The organism is Kitasatospora sp. SC0581 (assembly GCF_048159585.1).
Taxonomy (GTDB): Bacteria; Actinomycetota; Actinomycetes; order Streptomycetales; family Streptomycetaceae; genus Kitasatospora.
Genome location: NZ_JBLRWA010000005.1, coordinates 271,454 through 292,879 on the forward strand (window position 1 = coordinate 271,454; position 21,426 = coordinate 292,879).

20 protein-coding genes and 1 pseudogene are annotated in these 21,426 nt (G+C 72.7%); 12 read left to right on the plus strand and 9 right to left on the minus strand.

Features of this window, described 5'->3' with window-relative positions:
• Positions 1–78 precede the first annotated feature (78 nt).
• Both ACLWS4_RS12145 and ACLWS4_RS12150 read left to right on the plus strand, forming a co-directional pair.
• The gene (locus ACLWS4_RS12145; RefSeq protein WP_416874136.1) at positions 79–873 is read left to right on the plus strand and encodes a spermidine synthase; all 795 of its coding nucleotides are present in this window, start codon (positions 79–81) and stop codon (positions 871–873) included.
• 104 nt (positions 874–977) lie between these two features.
• The gene (locus ACLWS4_RS12150; protein ID WP_416874137.1) at positions 978–1,517 is read left to right on the plus strand and encodes a hypothetical protein; all 540 of its coding nucleotides are present in this window, start codon (positions 978–980) and stop codon (positions 1,515–1,517) included.
• A gap of 212 nt (positions 1,518–1,729) precedes the next feature.
• On the opposite strand, the pseudogene ACLWS4_RS12155 reads toward ACLWS4_RS12150, so the two are convergent.
• From ACLWS4_RS12155 to ACLWS4_RS12170, 4 genes and pseudogenes are all read right to left on the minus strand, one after another.
• Positions 1,730–2,255, minus strand: a pseudogene (locus ACLWS4_RS12155) (hypothetical protein).
• 117 nt (positions 2,256–2,372) lie between these two features.
• Positions 2,373–3,221 (minus strand): helix-turn-helix domain-containing protein, encoded by an 849-nt coding sequence (locus tag ACLWS4_RS12160; RefSeq protein WP_416874089.1) that lies wholly within the window; start codon positions 3,219–3,221, stop codon positions 2,373–2,375.
• A 24-nt stretch (positions 3,222–3,245) separates the two neighbouring features.
• Entirely contained in the window at positions 3,246–3,770 is a 525-nt protein-coding gene (locus tag ACLWS4_RS12165) for a DUF6879 family protein (protein WP_416874090.1), read from the minus strand.
• Positions 3,694–4,005 (minus strand): hypothetical protein, encoded by a 312-nt coding sequence (locus ACLWS4_RS12170; protein ID WP_416874091.1) that lies wholly within the window; start codon positions 4,003–4,005, stop codon positions 3,694–3,696. The genes ACLWS4_RS12165 and ACLWS4_RS12170 overlap by 77 nt, the downstream gene beginning before the upstream one ends.
• A 349-nt stretch (positions 4,006–4,354) precedes the next feature.
• On the opposite strand from ACLWS4_RS12170, the gene ACLWS4_RS12175 reads away from it, so the two are divergent.
• The gene (locus ACLWS4_RS12175) at positions 4,355–5,053 is read left to right on the plus strand and encodes a hypothetical protein (RefSeq protein ID WP_416874092.1); all 699 of its coding nucleotides are present in this window, start codon (positions 4,355–4,357) and stop codon (positions 5,051–5,053) included.
• Positions 5,054–5,171: 118 nt separating this feature from the next.
• On the opposite strand, the gene ACLWS4_RS12180 is transcribed toward ACLWS4_RS12175, so the two are convergent.
• Positions 5,172–5,717, minus strand: coding sequence for a tetratricopeptide repeat protein (locus tag ACLWS4_RS12180; protein ID WP_416874093.1), 546 nt, complete (start codon positions 5,715–5,717; stop codon positions 5,172–5,174).
• A 275-nt stretch (positions 5,718–5,992) separates the two neighbouring features.
• Here ACLWS4_RS12180 and ACLWS4_RS12185 point away from each other — a divergent pair, with 275 nt between their 5' ends.
• The 4 genes from ACLWS4_RS12185 (at position 5,993) to ACLWS4_RS12200 (ending at position 9,494) form a co-directional block, all read left to right on the plus strand.
• Positions 5,993–6,808 (plus strand): class I SAM-dependent methyltransferase, encoded by an 816-nt coding sequence (locus tag ACLWS4_RS12185; protein WP_416874094.1) that lies wholly within the window; start codon positions 5,993–5,995, stop codon positions 6,806–6,808.
• A 202-nt stretch (positions 6,809–7,010) separates the two neighbouring features.
• On the plus strand, positions 7,011–7,676 hold the full coding sequence (locus ACLWS4_RS12190; RefSeq protein WP_117486626.1) for a DedA family protein: 666 nt from the start codon (positions 7,011–7,013) through the stop codon (positions 7,674–7,676).
• A 114-nt stretch (positions 7,677–7,790) separates the two neighbouring features.
• Positions 7,791–8,462, plus strand: coding sequence for an O-methyltransferase (locus ACLWS4_RS12195; protein ID WP_416874095.1), 672 nt, complete (start codon positions 7,791–7,793; stop codon positions 8,460–8,462).
• A gap of 132 nt (positions 8,463–8,594) precedes the next feature.
• Entirely contained in the window at positions 8,595–9,494 is a 900-nt protein-coding gene (locus tag ACLWS4_RS12200; RefSeq protein WP_049650681.1) for a Gfo/Idh/MocA family protein, read from the plus strand.
• 89 nt (positions 9,495–9,583) lie between these two features.
• Here ACLWS4_RS12200 and ACLWS4_RS12205 read toward each other — a convergent pair whose 3' ends face one another.
• Positions 9,584–10,120, minus strand: a complete 537-nt coding sequence (locus tag ACLWS4_RS12205; protein WP_074003688.1) for a GNAT family N-acetyltransferase — start codon at positions 10,118–10,120, stop codon at positions 9,584–9,586.
• A gap of 285 nt (positions 10,121–10,405) precedes the next feature.
• Positions 10,406–11,533 (minus strand): hypothetical protein, encoded by a 1,128-nt coding sequence (locus tag ACLWS4_RS12210; protein WP_074003687.1) that lies wholly within the window; start codon positions 11,531–11,533, stop codon positions 10,406–10,408.
• Between the two features lie 226 nt (positions 11,534–11,759).
• Here ACLWS4_RS12210 and ACLWS4_RS12215 point away from each other — a divergent pair, with 226 nt between their 5' ends.
• The 4 genes from ACLWS4_RS12215 to ACLWS4_RS12230 all read left to right on the plus strand — a co-directional run bounded on the left by ACLWS4_RS12215 (position 11,760) and on the right by ACLWS4_RS12230 (position 19,018).
• The gene (locus ACLWS4_RS12215) at positions 11,760–13,910 is read left to right on the plus strand and encodes a transglycosylase domain-containing protein (RefSeq protein ID WP_416874096.1); all 2,151 of its coding nucleotides are present in this window, start codon (positions 11,760–11,762) and stop codon (positions 13,908–13,910) included.
• Positions 13,911–14,083: 173 nt separating this feature from the next.
• Positions 14,084–14,323 carry a ribosomal protein L7/L12 gene (locus ACLWS4_RS12220; RefSeq protein WP_074003686.1) on the plus strand — a complete coding sequence of 80 codons (240 nt, stop codon included), beginning with the start codon at positions 14,084–14,086 and terminating at the stop codon, positions 14,321–14,323.
• Between the two features lie 278 nt (positions 14,324–14,601).
• Positions 14,602–15,885: a restriction endonuclease gene (locus ACLWS4_RS12225; protein WP_388045689.1), complete on the plus strand. Its 1,284-nt coding sequence runs from the start codon at positions 14,602–14,604 to the stop codon at positions 15,883–15,885.
• Positions 15,886–16,030: 145 nt separating this feature from the next.
• Positions 16,031–19,018 (plus strand): ATP-binding protein, encoded by a 2,988-nt coding sequence (locus tag ACLWS4_RS12230; RefSeq protein WP_416874097.1) that lies wholly within the window; start codon positions 16,031–16,033, stop codon positions 19,016–19,018.
• Between the two features lie 272 nt (positions 19,019–19,290).
• Here the strand turns inward: ACLWS4_RS12230 and ACLWS4_RS12235 are convergent, their stop codons facing one another.
• Entirely contained in the window at positions 19,291–19,923 is a 633-nt protein-coding gene (locus ACLWS4_RS12235; protein WP_416874098.1) for a TetR/AcrR family transcriptional regulator, read from the minus strand.
• 50 nt (positions 19,924–19,973) lie between these two features.
• Here ACLWS4_RS12235 and ACLWS4_RS12240 point away from each other — a divergent pair, with 50 nt between their 5' ends.
• The gene (locus tag ACLWS4_RS12240) at positions 19,974–20,492 is read left to right on the plus strand and encodes a GNAT family N-acetyltransferase (protein WP_375877023.1); all 519 of its coding nucleotides are present in this window, start codon (positions 19,974–19,976) and stop codon (positions 20,490–20,492) included.
• Between the two features lie 89 nt (positions 20,493–20,581).
• On the opposite strand, the gene ACLWS4_RS12245 is transcribed toward ACLWS4_RS12240, so the two are convergent.
• Positions 20,582–21,052 (minus strand): hypothetical protein, encoded by a 471-nt coding sequence (locus ACLWS4_RS12245; protein ID WP_375877022.1) that lies wholly within the window; start codon positions 21,050–21,052, stop codon positions 20,582–20,584.
• Between the last annotated feature and the right edge of the window lie 374 nt (positions 21,053–21,426).

Here is a 21,426-nt window from a genome sequence, read left to right on the forward strand (position 1 = left end):
GACGGGCACGATTCGCGGGACGAGGACGACGAACCGGTGCCGGTCGGCCGCCGGACCGACCTGGGCTTCGCCAAGCTCATGCCCGACCTCGACCGGGACGGCGGCTGGCTGCTCACCCTGGACGGCACCCCGCAGTCCTACGTCGACCTCGCCGACCCCACCCACCTGGAGTTCGAGTACACCCGGCGCCTCGGCCACCTCGCCGACGCCCTCGCCCCCGCCGGGCAGCCGCTGGACGCGCTGCACCTCGGCGGCGGCGCGCTCACCCTGCCCCGCTACCTGGCCGCCACCCGGCCCGGCTCGCGGCAGCGGGTGGTGGAGGTCGACGGGCCGCTGTTGGAACTGGTCGCCGAACACCTGCCCTGGCAGGGCCCCGGCGCGGACATCACCGCGACCGTCGGCGACGCCCGGGCGGCCCTCGCCGAGACCCCGGCCGACTCGCAGGACCTGGTGATCGCCGACGTCTTCCACGGCTCGCGCACCCCGGCCCACCTCACCTCGGTGGAGTTCCTGCGCCTGGCGGCCGCCGCGCTGCGCCCCGGCGGCTGCTACGCGGCGAACCTGGCGGACGGCCCGCCGCTGGCCTTCGCCAAGGCGCAGGCGGCGACGGTGCGCGCGGTGTTCCCGTACGTCTGCCTGGTGGCGGAGGCACCGGTGCTGCGCGGCCGCCGGTACGGCAACATCCTGCTGGCCGGCTCGACCGCGCCGCTGCCGGTGGCCGACCTGACCCGGCTGCTCGCGGGCGACATCTTCCCGGCCCGGCTCACCGACGGGGACGACCTGGCCGCCCTGGTCGGCCGGACCGCCCCGGTCACCGACGCCGAGGCCACCGACTCCCCGCCCCCGCCGGACGGCGCCTTCAGCATCGGCTGAACCCTCGGCCCCCTCGCGGCCCCTGGCGCGGAAATCCGCTGGTCCGTCCCCGTCCCCGCCGGTAGCCTGCGGGGACGATCAAGGGAGGTGAGCCGGTGCGTCCGCTGCTCCTGCTGGACGTCGACGGACCGCTCAACCCGTGTGCGGCGAAGCCCTACCGGCGGCCCGAGGGCTACCGGACCCACCGGCTGACGACACCACGTTGGGAAGCGGCCGAGCGCCGCCGACTCACCGCCTGGGGGCTTCCCCACAAGGCCCCGAAGCCCCTGCGGGTCTGGCTCAACCCGGCCCACGGCCCGGCCCTCGCCGCGCTGCCCTTCGACCTGGCATGGGCGACGACGTGGCAGGAGGAGGCCAACACCTTCATCGCCCCCCTGCTCGGGCTGCCCGCCCTGCCGTACATCCCCTGGTCCGAGCCACGGCCCGAGCCGGACGACGGCGTGTTCTGGAAGACCCCACAGATCGTCACCTGGGCGCAGGGCCGCCCGTTCGCCTGGGTCGACGACCTGATCACGGACGCCGACCGCACCTGGGTCGAAACCCACCACCCGGCCCCGGCACTCCTCCACCACATCGACCCGAAAGCCGGCCTGACGGCGGAGGACTTCGCCCTCCTGGCGGACTGGGCGAACGGGCTGGCCTGACCGCCGGCCCCGCTATGTCCTCCTGGCGCAGAACGGGGACAGGGGCAGCCGCAGGGGGTGGTCAGGGGCGGTCGAGCAGTAGCTCCACCCCGAGTGCGGCCTGCGTGGACTCGATGTTGTGCTGTGCGGGCAACGGACTTCCCTTGCTGAGGAGTTGGCTGGCCGGGTGTGCCCCTGCCCACGATACGAGGCAGGGGCACCCTGATGTCCGGTCAGTGGCTGTCGGGGACCTTGTCGTCGCACGGGGAGCAGTTCGCCCCGTCGATCGCCCACAGCTCCTCGTCGGCGTCGAACCCGTTGCCGCGCAGGAACTCGGCGGTACGGACCACGGTGCCGTCGCTACGTCGCTACGTCGCTACGTCGCTGGATCAGCGGGGCGTGGTGCTTGTACCGGCCGGCGTTGTACGCCTCGCAGACGGCGAAGTACACCGGCGTGTCCAGCAGGAGCTGGTGCACCCCGATGTCCACGATCTTGCCGACGCCCAGGTGCACCTGCGGGTGTTCCATGGCGGTGATCGTGTAGGCGATGGCGTTGTCGAGGATGCGCTCGGCCATGTTGCGGACCATGGTGTTGTCGCGGAGCAGGAGCGCGATCTCGCGGTCGTACAGGTCGCCGGTGTTGCCGGGTCCCTCGAACACGTTATACGTCAGCTCCTTGACGTACGGCCGGACCGCGTTGAGGAGCGCGCGGGGGTCGCGGAACTTGGTGTCCGCGGGCGCTTCCAGCGCAACGGTCATGGTTCGTTCCTCTCTTCTCGGTGGCGCACTGCCTTCGCCGTGGCGGCGGGGGTGCGTGATAGACCGTAGGGAGGCGGCTACAGGCGGTGCCACAATCTTGCATCGTCTTGCACGGATTCACCCGAGCGCGTGGATTGCCTGCTCAATGAGGGTCCGAGCTTCACGGCCGTGCACTGCCATGCTGGAGAGGGCCTTGAACGCCTTCGAGTACGCGGCGATCTCGGTCGGCGTCGTGATCTTGACGACGGCGGTCAGCAACTCGGCGTCCACCTGCCGATCATCGAACATGTAGAAGGCTTCGAGCGGCCACATCACGCGAGGCGCCCGGAAGGGAATCACCCCGAGACTGACGCGCGGCAGGGCCATGACCTCCAGCAGGTGGCGCAGTTGATCCGCCATGGCCTCATCGTCGCCGAGCGGGTAGTAGAGGACCGTTTCCTCCAGGACGAACGCGTACGTGCAGCTTCCCTGGTGGAGGTAGCGTCCGCGCTGAAGCCGGCTCTCGACGGCAGCCTCCACGTCGTGCGGAGTGTTCTGGAAGGCCGTGATGGTCTCCATCAGCGCACGCGCGTACTCACGGCGCTGGACGATCCCCGGCATGACGTTGGAGCAGTACATCCGGATCTGCCGACTGTTCGCGAACAGGGGCAGGATGGCCTCCTGGGCGTGCTTCATCCCCGTTCGGTGAAGGCGCTTCCACTCGACGTACATCTCGTCGGCCGCACGGCTCGCGGCGACCAGGTCCGCGGCCTGGTCCTCCGCGCCGCAGGCTGCGCACCATCGTTGGATGTCGCCAGCTGACGGTGGGGTCTTGGCACCCGCGATGCGTGAGACCTTCGACTCGCTGAAGCCTGTTCGTAGGGCCAGACCATGCCCTGTGAGGCCGGCATCCTGCTGAAGCGCTTTCAACCTCTTGGCGATCGTCTCGCGGGCGCTCTGCGCGCTGGAGGACGGCGACAGGGGCATGATCCGGTAGTCCTGCGTACTGGATCAGACGGCGAACTTCTCGTGCTCCACTCCGCGCTCCCACACCGCTTCGAAGGCGTTGGCGCAGAGCTCGACCACCGCCGGATCCTCGGAGTACTGCGGGTCCAACGCAGCTCCGGGCCCGTCGAACAGGTTGAAGCGGACAGCGCGCCCGTCCACCAGCCAGAAGTCGTTGCCCGGCAGGGCGAGGCCCGACGCCTCACTGCGAGGCAGCCAGCGCACCTGCTCGCCGATGGCCAGGTTCACGCTGGTGATGTGGTGCTCGTACCGCACGTAGTCCGTCACCGGCACCGACACGACGCGGGCCCGGCGGACCTGGACGCCTCGGGCGACGGTACGGCGGACGAGGTCGCTCCACCCGCTCCAGTACTCCGAGTCGGGGTCGACATCGACGGCTTCACCACGGTGCCACTTGGCGAGTTCGGTGGCTTCCTCGGCGACGCTGTACTGGTCACGCAGTTCCAGGTGCACCGCCGTGCTCCTCGCCGAGTTCAGCATCTCGACGAAGCTGGGAACGCTCTGCCTCATCACACGCCCTCCTGAGAATCGGCACCATTCGGGCCGGAATCCGAAACACTCCCTCGTGCGACGGGATCGTGTTCTCGTGGTCCGGACCGTGGCCGGCCGCGAGCACGCCGGCGATCGACGCCTCGTCGGCGACGTAGCTCTGGACCAGCAAGTCCCCGACCCCCTCGTCCACCCAGACGGTCGGCCTGTTCCCCTGACCGGTCTCCGGGTCGATACCAAAGAACCGTATCGCCATGCCCACCCCTCCTGTCACTTCACTTGCGCTACCTTGCATGGCTGTTGGTGCAGGAACAGGATCACGCGCGGGCCGATGCCGTGTCAGGCGTTTCACTTTCTGATGAGCAGCCAGCTCAGCGACTTCGAGTCCAGCACTGCGGTAACAACCCTCGGCTCCAAGACAAGGCCTCGTCCACACCGGCGCTCAAGAAGGAGCGACAGAATCCCGCGCATCGTTACCCAAAGTAGCCGATCGAATCCCTTCTCGACGGTGCCGACCTGTTCTCCGAGGCCGCTGACGCCCGGTGGCGACCTCTGCGGTCTTCTCCCGGGGCACAATGGCATGGTCCGGCAGGGGGGAGGGGCCCATGGGGAAGGCGGACGGACCGTGGGACCGGCGCCCGTGGCGCGGGCCGGCGGCGGGTCAGGTGCTGCGCGGGTTGATCGCCGTGCTGGGGCTGGCGATCGTGGTGTTCGGCTTCGTCCGCTACCACGACGCCTACGACGAGGGCGGGGCCTACCTCGACGCACCCGTCTGCGGTGCCACGGCCGATGGGGCGGCACAGGCGGACTGCCTGCGTCCCGAGAGCGGCCGGGTGACGAAGAAGTGGGTGGACGCCAACAGTGACTCGACCTCGTACCGCCTCGCCGTTCTCCGGGAGGACGCGCCGGGCCGCACCTACACGGTCGACCAGTCGTTCTACGACGCGGTGGACGTCGGCTCGACCGTGGAACTGCGCTTCTGGCGGGGCCGGGTGGCCGAGATCATTCACCAGGGGCACCGAACCGACCCGCAGACCACCCCGTGGGCCCTGATGTTCCGGATCGGGCTGCTGGTCGTGGCGGGCACGGCGCTGTTGGCCGGCGGCCTGGCCGGGGCGTTCCTGGGGGCGTGGAGGATCCAGGCGGTGATCCTGGTCCCGCTGTTCCTCCTCACCTGGGACGTCGGTGCGCGGCTGCTGGCCTGGCGCTGGCCGCAGGCCCTCACCATGGGCCTGCCGGCGCTGGCCTGGCTGACCGCCGCCGCCCTGGCGACGGCGGTGGCCGTGGTGGCGGCGGAGGACTGAGCGGCCGGGGACCGATTCTGGGCGCAGCTGCGGGTGGGCATCGTGCTGGCCGAGCAGGCCTGGGCCGGGCCCGCTACGGCCTCCTGGCGCAGGGGGCAGGGGCAGCCGCAGGGGGCGGTCAGGGGCGGTCGAGCAGTAGCTCCACCCTGTCGAGTGCGGCCTGCGTGGACTCGATCAACTCGCTGTCCCCCTTGGCGATCCGCAGCCGCAGTGCCTCCTGCAGATGGGTCCGGGCGTGCGTGAGGTCACCGTGTTCCATCAGGTGTTTGCCGGTGTGCTGGAGCGCGAAGTCGAGGAGTTCCGGGTGCCGGGTTCGCGCGGTGTCCAGCGCGCTGCGGTAGAGCGCGTCCGCGGTCCGCACGTCACCGGCGTAGCGGTGTGCGTCGGCGAGGTTGAGTCCGGTGGCGAGGACGGCCCGGGTGTTGCCCGTCTCCGCGGCGAGGTCGAGCGACTGGCGGAGGAGTGTACGGGCCTCCTCGTGGTGGCCCAGGCACAGGTGGCCGATGCCGATCCACCTGGTCAGGAGGCGGGCGCGGGCGGGGTCGGTCCCCTCGGGCAGGGCCCGCAGTTCCCCGTGGAGCCGGCCGACCGCGGTGGTCAGCTCGTTCCGGTCGGTGGGGACCATCCGCAGGTCGTGGTCGTGAGTGATGAGGTGCTGGAGCACATGGCCCTCCGTGGTTCGGTTCTCCACCCCGTGGGGTGAGAAGTGCCCACGCGGGAGAACGAGTTCGCGCGCTCCAGGTCGCGTGGAAGGCCCGGTCGATGGTTGGCGTCGTAGAGCTCCACGGGTCGGTGAGTCGGCGCGTCGGCGGGAGGGGAGGTGCGGACGGGGTGTCAGAATCGGCGGGTTCATGCCCATGACGGGAACACGGCGGGAACGCGACGGAACGCGACGGAACGCGTCGGACCGCGACGGGACCACGTCCGAAGGAGCGAGCGATGAGTGGCGGCGGGGAGCGGCCGGAGCTGGGGCAGGTACCGGAGACGGCGCTGTGGACGCTGTGGCACCGGGCGGTGGAGGCGCGGCGGCCGGACACCGTGCTGCCGGACCCGAAGGCGGTCGAGCTGGTGGAGCGGATCGACTACCCGTTCGCGGCGCGGTTCGGGGAGAACGCTCTGGTGAGCCAGCTCCAGGCGCTGCGGGCCGCCTGCTTCGACCGCGAGGTGGCGGACTTCCTGACCCGCTGCCCGCGCGGGACCGTGGTCGGGCTCGGGGACGGCCTGGAGACCCAGGCCTGGCGGGTCGACAACGGGCGGGCGAGCTGGCTGTCGGTGGACCTGCCGGAGACGGTCGCGCTGAGGCGGCGGCTGCTGCCGCCGGACGAGCGGCACCGGATCGTCGCCCACTCGGCCACCGATCCGGGCTGGATGGACGAGGTGGACCCGTCGAACGGGGTGCTGATCAGCACCGAGGGCCTGCTGATGTACCTGCGGCCGCAGGAGGTCCGCGCGCTGATCGCGGCCTGCGCCGAGCGCTTCCCGGGCGGGGCGATGGTGCTGGACGCGGTGCCGCGCTGGTTCAGCCGGCGGGCCGTCGAGGGCAAGCTGCGGGACCGGTACTACCAGGCGCCGCCGATGCCGTTCGGGATGGACGCGGACGAGCGCGGCGGGCTGGCCACCGCGCACCCGGGGGTCACCGACGTGCGCGAGGTGTACCCGGAGGGCGGGCGGTGGCCGGTGAGCGCCCTGCTGCCGTTCGCGCGCCGGATCAAACAGCGCCCGTCCGTGGTCGCACTGCTTTTTGCCGAATCTTGAAGAAACGGTGGTCGAGCTGGAACCATGGCGCGGGGGCGTACGTCGTAACCACGGGTGATCGGCCGGGGGGACAGGCCGCCCGGCACGTTAGGCTCGTTTCCGGGGGAGCGGCCTGGGTGCCGCCATCGGACGAACTGCCGGGACGGGCACGCGGCTCCAGGGGGAGCGCGGCCGGTCCCGTCCTGCCACGGAGGGACTGGCCTTGCACATCGACGCCTGGATCGAGGGGATTCCGCCGACAGCGGTGTACGCCGTGGTCGGTCTGATCATCGGGCTGGAGTCGCTGGGCATTCCGCTGCCCGGCGAGATCGCCCTGGTCACGGCGTCCCTGATGGCGGTCAAGGGTGTGGTGAGCCCGTGGGGCGTCGCCATCTGCGCGATCGCCGGCGCGATCATCGGCGACTCGATCGGCTACTCGATCGGGCGCAAGGGAGGCAAGCCGCTCTTCGAGAAGCTGGGACGCAAGTTCCCCAAGCACTTCGGGCCCTCCCACCTGGCCACCGCCGAGCGCTCCTTCCAGAAGTGGGGCATGTGGGCGGTCTTCTTCGGCCGGTTCATCGCCCTGCTGCGCATCTTCGCCGGCCCGCTCGCGGGCGCGCTGAAGATGCCGTACTGGAAGTTCCTGATCGCCAACGTGCTGGGCGGCGTGGTCTGGGCCGGCGGCACGACGCTGCTGGTCTACAAGGTCGGCAAGAGCATCGAGCCCTGGCTGGCCCGGTTCTCCTGGGCGGGCCTGGGGGCGGCCCTGGTGATCGGCCTGCTCTCGGCCTGGATCATGAAGCGCCGCGCCGCCAAGACGCACGCCAAGATCGAGGCGGAGGAGGCGGCCAAGGCCGCCGCCGCGGCCAAGGAGCCGGTCGCCGACTGACCTCCCGTACGGCCGGTCGTGCGACCGGCCGTCCACAACCACCGTCGTGGTGCCCTCGGGCCCTCGGAGTAGCATCGGCCGGGTAGCTGCCGATCTTGCACTCTGGAGGGCCCGATGTCTTCGCAGCCGACCTGGGACGCCGTGGACGCCTACTTCTCCGAGCAACTGGTCGGGCACGACCCGGTGCTGGAGGGCGCCACCGCCGCCGCCGACGCGGCCGGACTGCCGAAGATCGCGGTCGCCTCCAACCAGGGCAAGCTGCTCCATCTGCTGGCACTGACCCAGGGCGCGAAGCGGATCCTGGAGGTCGGCACGCTCGGCGGCTACAGCGCGATCTGGCTGGCCCGGGCGCTGCCCGCGGACGGCACCCTGCTCACCCTGGAGCTGGACCCCCGGCACGCCGAGGTCGCCCGGGGCAACCTGGCGGCCGCCGGGCTGGCCGGGGTCGCCGAGGTACGGGTCGGCCGGGCCGCCGACTCGCTGGCCGCGCTGGTCGAGCAGGGCGTGGAGCCCTTCGACCTGGTCTTCATCGACGCCGACAAGCCGAGCAACCCGGAGTACTTCCGCCGGGCGCTCCAGCTGACCAGGCCCGGCTCGCTGATCATCGTCGACAACGTGGTGCGCGGCGGCGCGGTCGCCGACGCGGACAGCACCGACCCGGCGGTGGTCGGCACCCGGGCGCTGCACGAGCTGATCGCGGCCGAGCCGACGGTCACCGCGACCTCGGTGCAGACGGTCGGCAGCAAGGGCTACGACGGCTTCACGCTGGCCCGCGTCCGGGGCTGAACCAGGGCGCGCGCCGCGAATCACGCGCCGCGAGCACGCGGCGGCGTCGCGACCATGCGGCGGCGTCGCGACGGAACACGAACGCGACGGAACACGGACGTCGCGACGGAACACGAAGGAAACGGAGACATCGTGCGGATCGGACTGCTGGGAACTGGCCCCTGGGCGGAGCGGGTGCACGCGCCCGTCCTGGCCGAGCACCCCGGGCTGGAGTTCACCGGCGTCTGGGGCCGCCGACCGGAGGCGGCCGAGGCGCTGGGCGCCGCGCACGGCGTGCCCGGGTACGCGGACCTGGACCGGCTGCTGGCCGAGGTGGACGCGGTCTCGATCGCGCTGCCCCCGACCGTGCAGGCGGGCCTCGCGGTGCGGGCCGCCGAGGCGGGCTGCCACCTGCTGCTGGACAAGCCGGTCGCGCTGACGGTGCCGGACGCCGAGGCCGTGGCCGAGGCGGTGCGCGAGCACAAGGTCGCCTCGGTGGTCTTCTTCACCGTGCGCTTCGGCGGCGAGCAGATTCCGTGGATCGAGCGGCAGGCGGAGCTCGGCGGCTGGTTCACCGGCCGTTCGGACTGGCTCGGCTCGGTGTTCGCGCCCGGCAGCACCAGCCCGTACGCGGCCTCGCCGTGGCGGGTCGAGAAGGGCGCGCTGTGGGACGTCGGCCCGCACGCGCTGTCCGTCCTGCTGCCGGTCCTGGGCGACGCGACGCACGTGACGGCGGCGGCCGGCCCGCTGGACACCGTCCACCTGGTGGTGCGGCACGCCGGCGGCGCCTCCAGCACACTCGCGCTCAGCCTGACCGCGCCGCTCGCGGCCGGCGGGACGGGCATGGAGCTGCGCGGCGAGCACGGCGTGGTGCAGCTGCCCCCGCGCGGCGAGGGACCGGCCGCGGCGCTGCACCGGGCGCTGGACGCCCTGCGGGCCTCGGCGGCCTCCGGCGAGCCGCACCCGTGCGGGGCGGACTTCGGCCTGCGGGTGGTGGAGATCCTGGTCGGCGCCGAGCGTTCGCTGGCGACCGGCGCCACGGTGGCCGTCTGAGGCCTGCTGTCGGGCAGGGCCCTGACAGTCCCTGACAGTAGGGAAGGACGCCGGGCGGGGCACCCAGGTGCCCCGCCCGGCGTCGTCCGTCAGATGCCGAACGGCGCGGCGTACCGGACGGTGCCCGCGGGCAGCGGGTGGCCGGCGTCCAGGGCGAGGGCCATCAGCGCCTCGTCCGGGACCTCGATGCTCAGGCCGATGCCGTGGGCGGAGGCGCGGGTGAAGCCGAACCGCGGGTAGTAGTCCGGGTGCCCCAGGACGACGACGTGGCGCTCGCCCAGGTCCCGTGCCGCGTCCAGTGCGGCGCGGACGGCGGCGGAGCCGGCGCCGGTGCGCTGGTACGCGGGGAGCACGGCACACGGGGCCAGGCACAGGGCCGGGACGTCGCCGATGTGGCAGCGGGTCAGCAGGGCGTGGCCGACGGCGGTGCCGTGCTCACCAGTGCCCTGCTCGTCGGTGCCGTGCTCGGTGGTGGCGACGAGGGACAGGCCCTCGATCCAGGAGGCGTCGGCGCGCAGCGCGTCGACGAGGTCGGCCTCGGCGGGAGTTCCGAAGGCGGCGAGGTTGATGTCGCGGATGGTCGGGATGTCGGTGCCGGTCTCGGCACGCGTGATCCAGTTGCGCATGGTGGACGGAGATCCGTTCCTGAGGAGTGTTCGTGCGGGCCCCGCGGGCTCACGCCCCCGGCGAGGCGGGACAGGAGGAGGTCAGGCCGCGGCCCGGGACGTGAGGGAGACCCGGACGCTGCGCATGGCGGCCTTGAGCGCGGTCATCAACCCCACCTCCCTCTTCTTCCTCTGCCCCTGCGTGCTCCTGAACGGCACGTACTCCGGACGAGTGTACCCGGTCCGCCCGGGTCGGTCCCGTCCGCCCGCTCCGCCCGCTCCGCCCGGTCGGTCTGGTCCGTCCGCTCAGGCGGGCGGCAGCGGCGGCAGCGGTGTCCCCGGCGGCGGGGTCGAGGACGGGCGGCGGTCGGTGGGGCGGCTCGGCGGGATGACGGGGGCGCGGAAGTCGCGCGGGCCGGTCCACAGCGCCGGGACGGCGTCGCTGCGCCGGGCCAGTTCGTACGCCAGCGCCTCGTAGTTGACCCGCCAGCCGTGGAAGTGCGCCCAGGCGTCCTCGACCGGGCGCTCGCGCGGGAACCCGGCCGCGGTGATCATCGCGACGGCGCCCAGGTACTCGGCGTAGGTCAGCCGGATCGGGATGTCCGGGTCCGGGTCCGCTTCGAAGTCGATCCGCAGCGAGCGGCCGATGTCGCGCATCGCGGTGAAGCCGGCCCGGATCACCAGCCGGGCCTCGGGCGGGGCCGAGCGCGGGCAGAGCGCCAGGTGCAGGGCGGCGGCGTCCATCACGGCGATCAGCCCGACCACCCAGCTGCGGTGGGGCTGCGGGGAGCGGAAGGAGAGCAGCACCGGGTAGTTGGAGTGGCTCTCGCCGATGTCGGCGGCCAGCCGCTCCCAGTCCCGGTAGAGCTGGGGGAGCGCCGTCTCGGTGTCCACCAGGGACTGGCGGGCCAGCAGCTCGGGGCCCCAGGCGGGCTCGCCGGCCCGGGACTGCAGCAGGGTCACCTCGGTCTCGCGGCGCTGGTAGGCGGCGTAGAGGGTCGGCAGGTAGGCGATCTGGAGGGCGATGACCAGCGGGCCGCTGGCGGCGGCCAGGAAGTCGATCGCGGAGAGGTGGAGCCGCTCGCCGCTCGCGAAACCGAGGGTGAACAGGCTGGACCCGGCCTCGCGCACGGAGACCGACCAGCTCAGTTCGGAGGTGCCGTGCAGCAGCAGGGTGTAGGCGGTCAGCATGCAGCTGAGCCAGACGCCGAGCATGCCGAGGAGCACCAGCGGCGCCAGCCAGGTGAGCGCCCGGTCCTGCGCGAGGTAGCCGCGGTTCGGCCCGGCGGACAGCCGCAGCAGCGTGCGCAGCACCCGCCAGAGCCGCATCACCAGCGCCGAGTAGAGGCCGCGCGGAACGACCAGCGTGCGCAGGATGCTGCCGATGATCAGCAGGAGCAGCAGCGTGCCGAGCGCGGTCTGGATCATCCTCATGGCGCCATTCTGGCGGCACGCCGGGGCTGGCGCGGACCGGGTTCGGCGCGGGCGGGCGTCCGCGGGCTGTTCGTCCACGGTCCGCGGCCCGCCCGTCGGACGCTCACGTCCCACCCGTCGAGCGCAGTATGACCATGATCACACCAAAGCCAGGCATACGTACTGATGTTCTCATCACGTCTATGTGTACGGAGGGTCAGCCCACGAGCGAATCGGAGACCGGACTGTGCGTGCTCAGCAAGACGGCGGGGCCGAAGACGTGGCCGAAGACGGGGCCGGGGAGACGGCCGAGGGCGTGGCCGAGGAGACCGCCGAGAAGACCGCCGGCGAGACCGCCGAGAAGGAGACGCCCGGGCGCCGACGCCGACGTTTCCTGCCGCGCCCGCGCCCCCGGCCGTTACGCGGGTCGCGTCCGTTCCGGGGCCGGCGCCCGTCCCTGCGGATCGACTACCCGCGCCGCGGCCGGCGCGGCGTCCGCCGCTGGCTCCCGTCCTGGCGGCAGCTGCTGCTGGTGGCCGGGACGGGCGCGGCCGGGCTGAGCGGCTGGCTGCTCTGGTTCTACGCGCACACCGCCGTCCCGGAGGACCTGAACTCCTTCGCCACCCAGCAGAACAACGTCTACTACTGGGCGGACGGCAGTGAGATGGCGCGGATCGGTCCGACCAACCGGCAGGAGGTGCCGCTCGGCCAGGTGCCGGAGCCGGTGCAGTGGGCGGTGCTGGCCGCCGAGAACGAGACCTTCTACGACGACCCGGGCATCTCCGTCACCGGCATCGGGCGCGCCGTCGTCCAGATGGTCACCGGCGGTGAGACCCAGGGCGGCTCCACCATCACCCAGCAGTACGTCAAGAACATCTACCTGAACCAGCGCCAGGACATGTCCCGCAAACTCAGCGAGATCGTCATCGCGATCAAGCTGGACGACCGGATGAGCAAGCAGGACATCCTGGCCGGCTACCTCAACACCAGCTGGTTCGGGCGCGGCAGTTACGGCATCGAGCGCGCCGCGGCGGCGTACTACGGCAAGGACGTCTCCCAGCTCGACCCGAGCGAAGGCGCCTTCCTGGCAGCGCTGTTGAAGGGCGCCGGGCAGTACGACCCGGCGGTCAGCGCGGAGAACCGGGAGCGCGCCGAGGAGCGCTGGTCGTGGATCCTGGACCGGATGGTGGAGGTCGGCAAGCTGTCCGCCGCCGAGCGCGCCAAGTACACCGTGTTCCCCGAGCCCAGGCCGCAGCCGAAGTCGGCGGGGCTGAGCGGCCAGACCGGGTACCTGGTGGACATGGCCCGCGCCTACGTGGAGAGCCACAGCGACATCACCCCGGCCCAGTTCGACCTCGGCGGCCACCAGATCCGCACCACCTTCGAGAAGCCGAGGGTCGACGCCCTGGCCGCCGCCGTACGGGAGGGCACCGCGGGGATCGACCCGGACAACCGGGAGGCCGACAAGCTCCTGAAGGTCGGCGCCGCCTCGGTGGCCCCGGACGGCCGGATCGTCGCGCTCTACGGCGGCACCGACTACCTCAAGCAGGGCTTCAACAACGCCAACACCACCACGGTGCCGATCGGTTCGGCCTTCACACCGGTGGTGTACGCCGCCGGGCTCGGCCAGGGAGTGCAGCGCCAACGGGGCGGCGACCGCACCCCGGTGACGCCCGCCACCCCCTACAACGGCGACGACGGGGTGAACGTGATGACCCCGGAAGGGCCGTACTGGGGACGGGACGGGAAGATCGTCAAGACCGCCAACGACGGCAGGCGGAACTGGGGCACGGTCACCCTGCGGAACGCGGTCGAACAGTCCGTCAACGGGCCGCTGATGCAGCTCGGCATGGACGTCGGCCTGGACCGGGTGCAGAAGACCGCCACCGACCTCGGCCTGCTCCCCAACAGCCTGGGCGAACTCGTCCCCGCCCTCGGCGTCGGCAACTCCACCCCCAGCGCCGTCCGCACCGCCGACGCGTACGCCGCCTTCGCGGCCGGCGGCAGCCACACCGACCCGTACTCCGTCCTCAGGATCTCCCGCAACGGCGCCCAGCTCCCCCTGCGCCTGCCCGCCGCCACCCAGGCACTGACCCCGTCGGTCGCGGCCGAGGTGGACGCGGCACTCAAGGGCTCCGTCCGCGACGGCGCCGCCAAACCGGCAGCGGAGGCCGGCCCCGGCCTGGCCGCCAAACCCGGCACCACCGCGGACCGTACGGCAGGGTGGTTCGTCGGCTACAACGGGCAGCTGTCGACGGCGGTCACCATCTTCCGCGCGGACCTGAAGGACATGAAGCTGCTCTCCCTCGAAGGCCTCGGCGGCGCCACCCCGGACACCTCCGACGCCGCCCTCCCGACCCGCATCTGGAGCACCTACATGAAGACGGCGGCACAGTAGGCCGGTCGGCTGCCGGGCCCGAGACCCTCACGGGCCCGGCAGCCACGCCTTGCCGTCGTGTCGTTCCGGTCGGCGGCCGAGGTGCCGCCGCGAGCCGGGCGGAAGACAATTCCGGGGACCGGGTGCGGGGGGACCGCCTACCCTCCGGGCAACGGAGCGAAAGGGGTGGGGAGTTGTACGGCGAGCTGGTCTGTGACGAGGGGCCCATCAGCGTCGTGGTGACCGATCCGGGCCCGCACGTCCTGGAGGTCGCGAAGGCCGTCAGGCGACGGACCGGGCTCAGCCTGTGGCACGGCAAGCTCCTCCTCGGGCGGCTTCCCGCGACCATCCTCGACGACGTGACCTCGGACCTCGCCGAGGCCGTAGCGGGCGAGCTGCGCGCGGCCGGGGCCAGCGTCGAGGTGCGGCGCTGAAGGAGGGCAGGTCGTCGCCGTCCGCCGTCGTTGGCTACACACGGCCCGCGGACACAACCTGGTCCGTGAGGGCAGCACACAGTAGGTCGCGAAGCCAGGCTGTGGATCCGCGCTGAGGCTTTGCCCCGTGTCCTTCCACCCGTCTGCCCCAGGCCGACCGATGCCCGAGGTAGATCGGCATCACGACTCGCCCGTCCATCTGCTTGTCGGACTGATCTGACAAGATCATGGATGGGACAGGTCGTGCCGAAGGGGGAACCGTGGGAAGTTCGTTGCACGTGGGCAGTGTGCTCAGGTACGCGGCTACGAAGGACGCGACGCCGGCGACCGTCGACGGATTCGACAACTTCTACTTCGTCACTGAAAGCCCCGGCCGGCCACGTGCCCAGCTCGAAAAGGGCATCAACCCCATGGCCAAGGTCAAGACGGTGGCCGGGCTGCGGCGACCGGCTGTGATGATCCGGTCGAGCCCTTGGAAGGCGGGCTCGGAACAGACCCCGTGGCACGACGTGTTCGACGTGGACAACGGACATGTCCGCTACTTCGGTGACCACAAGCCCGAAACGATGAAGCCGGTCGGTGGCACCACGGGCAACGCGGCGCTCCTGGAGGCCTTCGACAGCCACCAGGCACCCACGCCCGAGGGAAGGGCTGCTGCCGCGCCGCTGCTGCTCTTCCGTTCCGTCCCGCACAACGGCAGGGACAAGGGCCAGGTCCAGTTCTGCGGCGCGGCCTTGATCGAACGGGCAGAACGTGTCGTCCAGTGGGGAGGCGCGACGAAGACGACGTTCACCAACTACGTGTTCGATCTCGCGGTCATCGACCTCACCGAGGAGGACGACAAGCTGTCCTGGGACTGGATCACCGCCCGACGGGACCCTGGCCGGTCCGATGCCGAGATCCTGAAGCTGGCACCCGCAGCATGGCGAGGTTGGGTCAAGCACGGTCACTCGGTCCTGCCGAAGGTGCGTCGGCGGGTGGCCCGCAGCCAGGTGGTCAAGGTGCGTGACCAGCGCCCGACGGCCGGCAGTTCCATCGAGGCGGACCTTCAGGCGGTCTACCAGCGGTTCGACGACGACAAGCACGCCTTCGAGATTCTGGCAGCGGTCGTCGCCGAGAAGGTGATGCGCGGCTCCGGGCACAGCTACAAGGAGGGTTGGCTCACCCGTCGTTCCGGCGACGGTGGTGCCGACTTCGTCGGGCGGCTCGATCTCGGCAGCGGCCTGGCCGGCACGAAGCTGGTCGTCCTCGGGCAGGCCAAGTGCATCAAGCCGGACAGCCTCGTATCGGCCGAACAGATCGCACGCGTGGTGGCCCGTCTCAAGCGGGGCTGGATCGGCGTGTACGTCACCACCGGTTCCTACTCCGAGCCAGCGCAGTTGGAGATGGTCGAGGACCAGTACCCGGTGGTTCTGATCAACGGGCAGGACCTGGTCAGGGAACTGCGCGAGATTGCCGTCCAGGATCATGGCGGGGATCTCATGACGTGCGTCGACGCCCTGTTGAGCAGCCGATCCCCGGAGGTGCTCAACCGCAGGCCCGAGGAGATCCTTCTCGCCTGAACACCCAGGAGGAGGAGCCCGTGGAGTCGGCGGGACGGCGACGGCGGGGCAGGAGCGGTGGCCGCTGTTCATCGGAATCCGGATTAGGGTCGTGGGCGGGCCGAGGGCGGTCGTGGGCTCTGAGGGACTGAAGCGGATGCAGCGGATGAAGATGACGTTCGGGCTGTTGGGGCCCCTGGCGGTCGCCGTGGACTCCGTGCCGCAGGCGTTGCCGCGGGCCGCGGTGTTGCGGGGGCTGTTGGGGGTCCTGCTGCTGGCGGAGGGGGAGCGGCTGTCGGTGGGGCGGCTGCTGGAGCTGGTGTGGGCGGGGCAGGCGGACCGGGTGGGCCGGGGTGCGGTGCACACCGGGATGTCGCGGCTGCGCGGCTGGCTCGGCGGGTTCGGGGACGAGTCGGTGGTGCTGGAGTCGGACGCGCAGGGGTACCGGCTGGTGACCGGGCCGGGCGCGGTGGACCTCGGGCGGTTCCGCGGGTTCGCCGCCGACGGGGACGTGGCCGGGGCGATCGGGTTGCGGCGCGGGCCGGTGCTGGCCGGGCTGGAGCGGGTGAACCGGGAGGACCCGCTGGTGGCCGCCGTGGAGGACGAGGTGCGTGCCACGGTCCTGGCCCTGGCCCGGGCCGCGCAGGCCGATGGGGCGGCCCGGACGGCCGTTCCCGCGCTGACGGCGCTCGCCGAGGAGTACCCGTACGACGAGCCGGTGCAGGCCGCCCTGTTGGAGCTGCTGGCGGCGGACGGGCGGGCGGCGGAGGCGTTGCGCCGCTTCCAGGCGCTGCGCCGGCGGCTGTCCGAGGAGCTGGGGATCGAGCCGGGCGAGCAGGTGCAGAGCGTCTTCCTGGCGCTGCTGGCGCACGACCGGGAGGATGCCCGAGCCGTTCCGGGGTGCTCCCGGGTGCCTTCCCAACTCCCGCGTGACATCCCGGACTTCACCGGTCGTGACGAGCAGGTGCGGCTCGTCCTGGACGCCCTGGCGGCCGGCCGGGTGCCGGTGATCGCCGGGATGGGCGGCATCGGCAAGACGGCGCTGGCCGTCCACAGCGCCCACCGCGCCGCCGTCGACTACCCGGACGGCCGGCTGTACGCGGACCTGCGCGGGGCCGACGAGTCGCCCGCCGACCCGGCCGGCGTCCTCGCCGCCTTCCTGCGCGCCCTGGGCGCGGACCCCCGGGAGATCCCGGCCTCCCTGGAGGAGCGTTCCGCGCTGTACCGCACGCTGCTGGCCGGCCGCCGCACGCTCGTCCTGCTCGACAACGCCGCCGGGGAGCAGCAGATCGGCCCGCTGCTCCCGGGCACGCCGGCGGACCCGGCCGGGCACGGGCCGGACCGCCCGGCCGTCCTGGTCACCAGCCGCGCCGCGCTCACGGCGCTGCCCGGCTCGCACCTCGTCGACCTGCACGAACTCGACGCGCCCCACGCCCGGACGCTGCTGCGCCGCATCCTCGGGGACCGCCGGGTCGCCGCCGAACCGGTGGCCGCCGCCCAGATCGTCGAGCTGTGCGGCGGCATGCCGCTGGCCGTCCGCATCGCCGGGGCCCGGCTGGCCGCCCGGCCGCGCTGGACCCTGGCCCGGCTCGCGCACCTGCTGCGCGACGAACGGCGCCGGCTCGACGAACTGGCCGCGGGGAACCTGGCCGTACGGGCCGGCTTCGCCGTCGGCTACGCCCGGCTTCCTGAGCCGACCCGCCGGACGTTCCGGCTGCTCGGACTGCTCGACGCGCCCGACTTCGCGCCGTGGGTCGCGGCGGCGGTGGCGGACATCCCGCCGGAGCGGGCCGAGCGCCAGCTGGAGGAGCTGATCGACGCCCAGCTCCTCCAGGAGACCGGCACGGAGCCGCACCTGCGCTACCGCTTCCACGACCTCGTCCGGCTGTACGCGCGCGAGCACGCCGAGGCCGCGGATGAGCCGGCCGCCCGCAGCGCCGCGCTCGGACGGGCCTTCGGCGCCTGGCTCTGGCTGGCCGAGCAGGCGGCCGACCAGGTGCCCGGGCCGTGCTTCGCGCCGATCCACGGCACCGCGCCGCGCCACCCGATGCCGTCCGGCGTCGCGGCGGCGCTGCTGGACGACCCGATGGCCTGGTTCGACGCCGAGCAGCCGGCCCTGGACGCGAGCGCCCGGCAGGCCGCCGCGCTGCGCATGGTGCCGGTGGCCTGGGACCTCGCCGCCTGCCAGGAGAAGTACTGCGACGTGCGCGGCCTGTACGACGAGTGGCGCACCACCCACCTGGCCGTCCTCCAGGCCTGCCGGTCGGCCGGTGACGGCCTGGGCACCGCCGTGCTCACCCGCGGCCTGATCGAGGTGACGACCTGGACCACCCCGGCCGACGGCTCCGGGACGGCCGTCGACCTGGCGGACGGCGCCCAGACGATGGTCGCCCTGGAGGAGCGGGCGCGGCACCTGCGGCGCCTGTTCGAGGAGGTCGGGGAGGAGCGCGGGGCCGCCGACGCCCTCGTCCTGACGGCCTGGAGCCTGGTCGCCCAGGGCCGCGCGCAGGAGGCCCTGGACGCCGGCCACCGTGCCCTGGACCTCGCCACCGCCCACGACCACCCGGGCGGCGAGGCCCGGGCGCACCAGATCATCGCCATCGCCCACGGGGAGACGGACCTCGACCGCACGATCGAGCACCTCACCGAGACGCTGCGGCTGGCGCGGCTGATCGGCAACACCCGCTTCGAGGCGACCGCGATCCAGTTCCTGGGAGCCGCCCACGGCCGGGCCGGCCAGGTGGAGCGGGGCGGCGAGCTGCTCCTGCGCTCGCTCGCCATGGCCCGCTCGCTCAAGGACCGCTACGTGGAGGCGTTCTCGCTGCTGTACCTGGCCACGCTGTACGCGGCCACCGGCGACGGCCGCGCCCGGGAGACGGCCGAGGCCGCGCTGGCCATCGCCCGCCGCTTCGACCTGGGGCACCACCTCGCCCAGGCCCTCGGCATCCTCGGGGAGCTGGACCTGGCGGCGGGGGACCACGCCTCGGCCGTCGCCCACCTGGAGGAGTCCGTGCTGGTGTGGCGCGCCCGCGGCTGGCGCTCCTTCCTCGCGGAGGCGCTCCGGGCGCTCGGCCGGGCCTACGAGGCGGCCGGGCTGCCGGAGTCGGCCGCGCGGGTGCTCACGGAGGCGCGGGAGCTGAGCGACGTCCGGTAGCGGCCGGGGCCGGGGCCGTTGCCGTTGCCGCAGCCGTACCGGTCGCGGGCCGCAGCCGTCAGTGATTGGTAAGCGATCGGTAAGCGCCCCTGCCTAGGCTCGATCCCCACGGCACGGGACAGGCGTACGCGTCAGTCCCGTACGCGCCGCATGGGCTGCCGGTCGGGTCCGCGCAGGGGACGGACCCGGCCGGAGGTGCGGCCGTCGGGACCGCGGCATCCGTCGGTGCGCGACATCTGTCGGCCGACGGGATCCGTCGCCCGGGCCGGGGCTCAGGCGAGGGTGGCGTCGAGGAAGGCGTGCCAGGCGGCGTGGACGCGCCGGGCGTGGGACCCGTCGGAGCTGTCGGACCCGTCGTCGACCCCGGCGAGCAGGTCCAGCAGCAGGCCGCGGAGGACGGCGAGCACCACGGTGGGGTTCGCCCGGGTGCCGTCGAGGACGCGTTCCAGCGGTGGCAGCCACTCCTCCAGCGAGGCGGTGCCGAAGTCCGGCCACGGCTCGCGCCGGCCGAAGGCGCGGACGTACCCCTCGAAGAACAGCCGCAGCGCCCCTCGGTGTTCGGGCTGCGTCAGCCACGCCCAGAGCAGGTCGAGGGTCTCGCGGGCGCTGCCGCCCTCGGCCTCGGACCGTTCCAGCAGCGCGAGTTGCTCGGCCCGTCCGACCGCCAGGACCTCCCGGACCAGCTGCTCCTTCGACCCGAACAGGTACAGCAGCACGCGCGGGCTGGAGCCGATCCCGGCCGCCAGGGGGCGGAGGGAGAGGTCGGACACGTTGTGCTCGGCGACGTAGCGGACGGTCGCCGCGAGGAGGTCCTCGCGGCGCGGGGACGGCTGCCGGGCCGACGCGCGCCGAGGGGATGACGGACGGGGCGACGGGTGGGAGGGCGCGTTGGTGGGAGCGGACACGTGCTCTATCGTTTCACTGAAACGAGTGTTTCAGTGAAAGGGGATGCCGCATGGCCGCCAGCGCACCCGGAGCCGCGACCATCCGCGAGGCCCTCCGGCCCGGAGACCTGGGCGCCGTCGCCGCCCTGCACGGCGTCCTCTACTCCCGCGAGTACGGCATGGACGCGACCATGGAGGCCTATGTCGCCGCCGGGATGGCCGAGTTGGTGCTGGCCCGGGCCCGTGAGGGCGGCGCGGCACCCGGCCGCCTGTGGGTCGCCGAGATCGACGGCCGGGTGGTCGGCGCCACCGGTCTCGTCCGGGCGGAGGAGCGCCCCGGCTGGGGCCAGCTGCGGTGGGTGATCCTCGACCCGGACGCCCGGGGCCGGGGGCTGGGCCGCCGGATGCTGGAGACGGCCCTGGACGAGGCCCGGGCCCGTGCGTACGAGGGCGTGCTGCTCTGGACGGTCGAGGGACTCGGCGCCGCCCACCACCTCTACGCGACGGCCGGGTTCGAGCTCACCGTCTCCCGCCCGGCCCGCAAGTTCGGCGTCGACGCGGTCGAGCAGCGGATGGACCTGCGGTTCTGAGGGGACGGCGGTCGGGCGGGCGCGCGGGTTCACCCCCGTGCTCGGCGCGCGCCGTCGCCCACCGCCGTCCCGTCCTCAGTGCGCGCCGCTCAGATCTTCACGGTGAGCCAGGCGCCGAGGCCGCTGCAGCCGCGCGCGTCGTAGGTGGTGCTGCGGTACCCGGCCGGGATCGGAGAGTACGGGCAGGTCCAGACGCCGTTGCGGACCAGCTCGTGGTACCAGGCGCCGACGCCGCTGCACCCCCGGGAGTCGTAGTTGGTCAGCACGTAGCCGGAGACGATCGGCGAGCCGGAGCAGGTCCAGAGGCGGTCCTGCGCGGGCCGCTGGTACCACGAGCCGTGGTTGTTGCAGCCGCCGGCGTTGTACATGGTGATGACGTAGCCGGCCGGGACGGGCGCCCCGGAACAGCTCCAGCCGCCGGCTGCGGCGGCCGCCGAGGCTGAGGAGGCCGCGGAGGCCGTGCCGGCCGCCGTCGTGCCGGTGAGGGCGGCCGCGAGCACGGCGACCGTGGCGGCCGCCCTCCCCGTACGGGTCATCAGCTTGCGGAGGATCGTGGTCACGGCGACACCGTTCCGATCGGTCGTCTCCCCGCCGTCGGTGCGGCGCGGGGAGGGTGTAACAGCGGGGATGCGCCGCACCTTAGCGGCGGTGATCAGGTCGCTGATAGATCCAGATCGATACATCGACGGACCTGACCGAAAACGATCCCAACTGACCGTCATGGCGCCGCCCGGCCATGCTCCGGACGGCGGTCGCCGGATGCGTCCGGTTGGTCGTCCCACGCGCCGCCCGCCCCTGCCCGGACCTCCCCCAGGACCGTCCCGCTGACCAGGGCGTTCGGGCGGATCCGGCAGGAAATCCGTCACGCTCCGTAGTGCTCCCGATTGCCGCGCGCCTCCGGCCGGAGAAATCTTGTGGATGCTCGACCGCCCGA

What these genes read in the sequence shown, in the direction of transcription:
- ACLWS4_RS12160 (WP_416874089.1), bottom strand. Translation starts at nt 3,221, where the DNA reads ATGCCCCTGTCGCCGTCCTCCAGCGCGCAGAGCGCCCGCGAGACGATC.
- ACLWS4_RS12240 (WP_375877023.1), top strand. Translation starts at nt 19,974, where the DNA reads ATGGCCGCCAGCGCACCCGGAGCCGCGACCATCCGCGAGGCCCTCCGG.
- ACLWS4_RS12145 (WP_416874136.1), top strand. Translation starts at nt 79, where the DNA reads ATGCCCGACCTCGACCGGGACGGCGGCTGGCTGCTCACCCTGGACGGC.
- ACLWS4_RS12230 (WP_416874097.1), top strand. Translation starts at nt 16,031, where the DNA reads ATGAAGATGACGTTCGGGCTGTTGGGGCCCCTGGCGGTCGCCGTGGAC.
- ACLWS4_RS12205 (WP_074003688.1), bottom strand. Translation starts at nt 10,120, where the DNA reads ATGCGCAACTGGATCACGCGTGCCGAGACCGGCACCGACATCCCGACC.
- ACLWS4_RS12195 (WP_416874095.1), top strand. Translation starts at nt 7,791, where the DNA reads ATGTCTTCGCAGCCGACCTGGGACGCCGTGGACGCCTACTTCTCCGAG.
- ACLWS4_RS12185 (WP_416874094.1), top strand. Translation starts at nt 5,993, where the DNA reads ATGAGTGGCGGCGGGGAGCGGCCGGAGCTGGGGCAGGTACCGGAGACG.
- ACLWS4_RS12170 (WP_416874091.1), bottom strand. Translation starts at nt 4,005, where the DNA reads ATGGCGATACGGTTCTTTGGTATCGACCCGGAGACCGGTCAGGGGAAC.
- ACLWS4_RS12210 (WP_074003687.1), bottom strand. Translation starts at nt 11,533, where the DNA reads ATGAGGATGATCCAGACCGCGCTCGGCACGCTGCTGCTCCTGCTGATC.
- ACLWS4_RS12175 (WP_416874092.1), top strand. Translation starts at nt 4,355, where the DNA reads ATGGGGAAGGCGGACGGACCGTGGGACCGGCGCCCGTGGCGCGGGCCG.
- ACLWS4_RS12165 (WP_416874090.1), bottom strand. Translation starts at nt 3,770, where the DNA reads ATGAGGCAGAGCGTTCCCAGCTTCGTCGAGATGCTGAACTCGGCGAGG.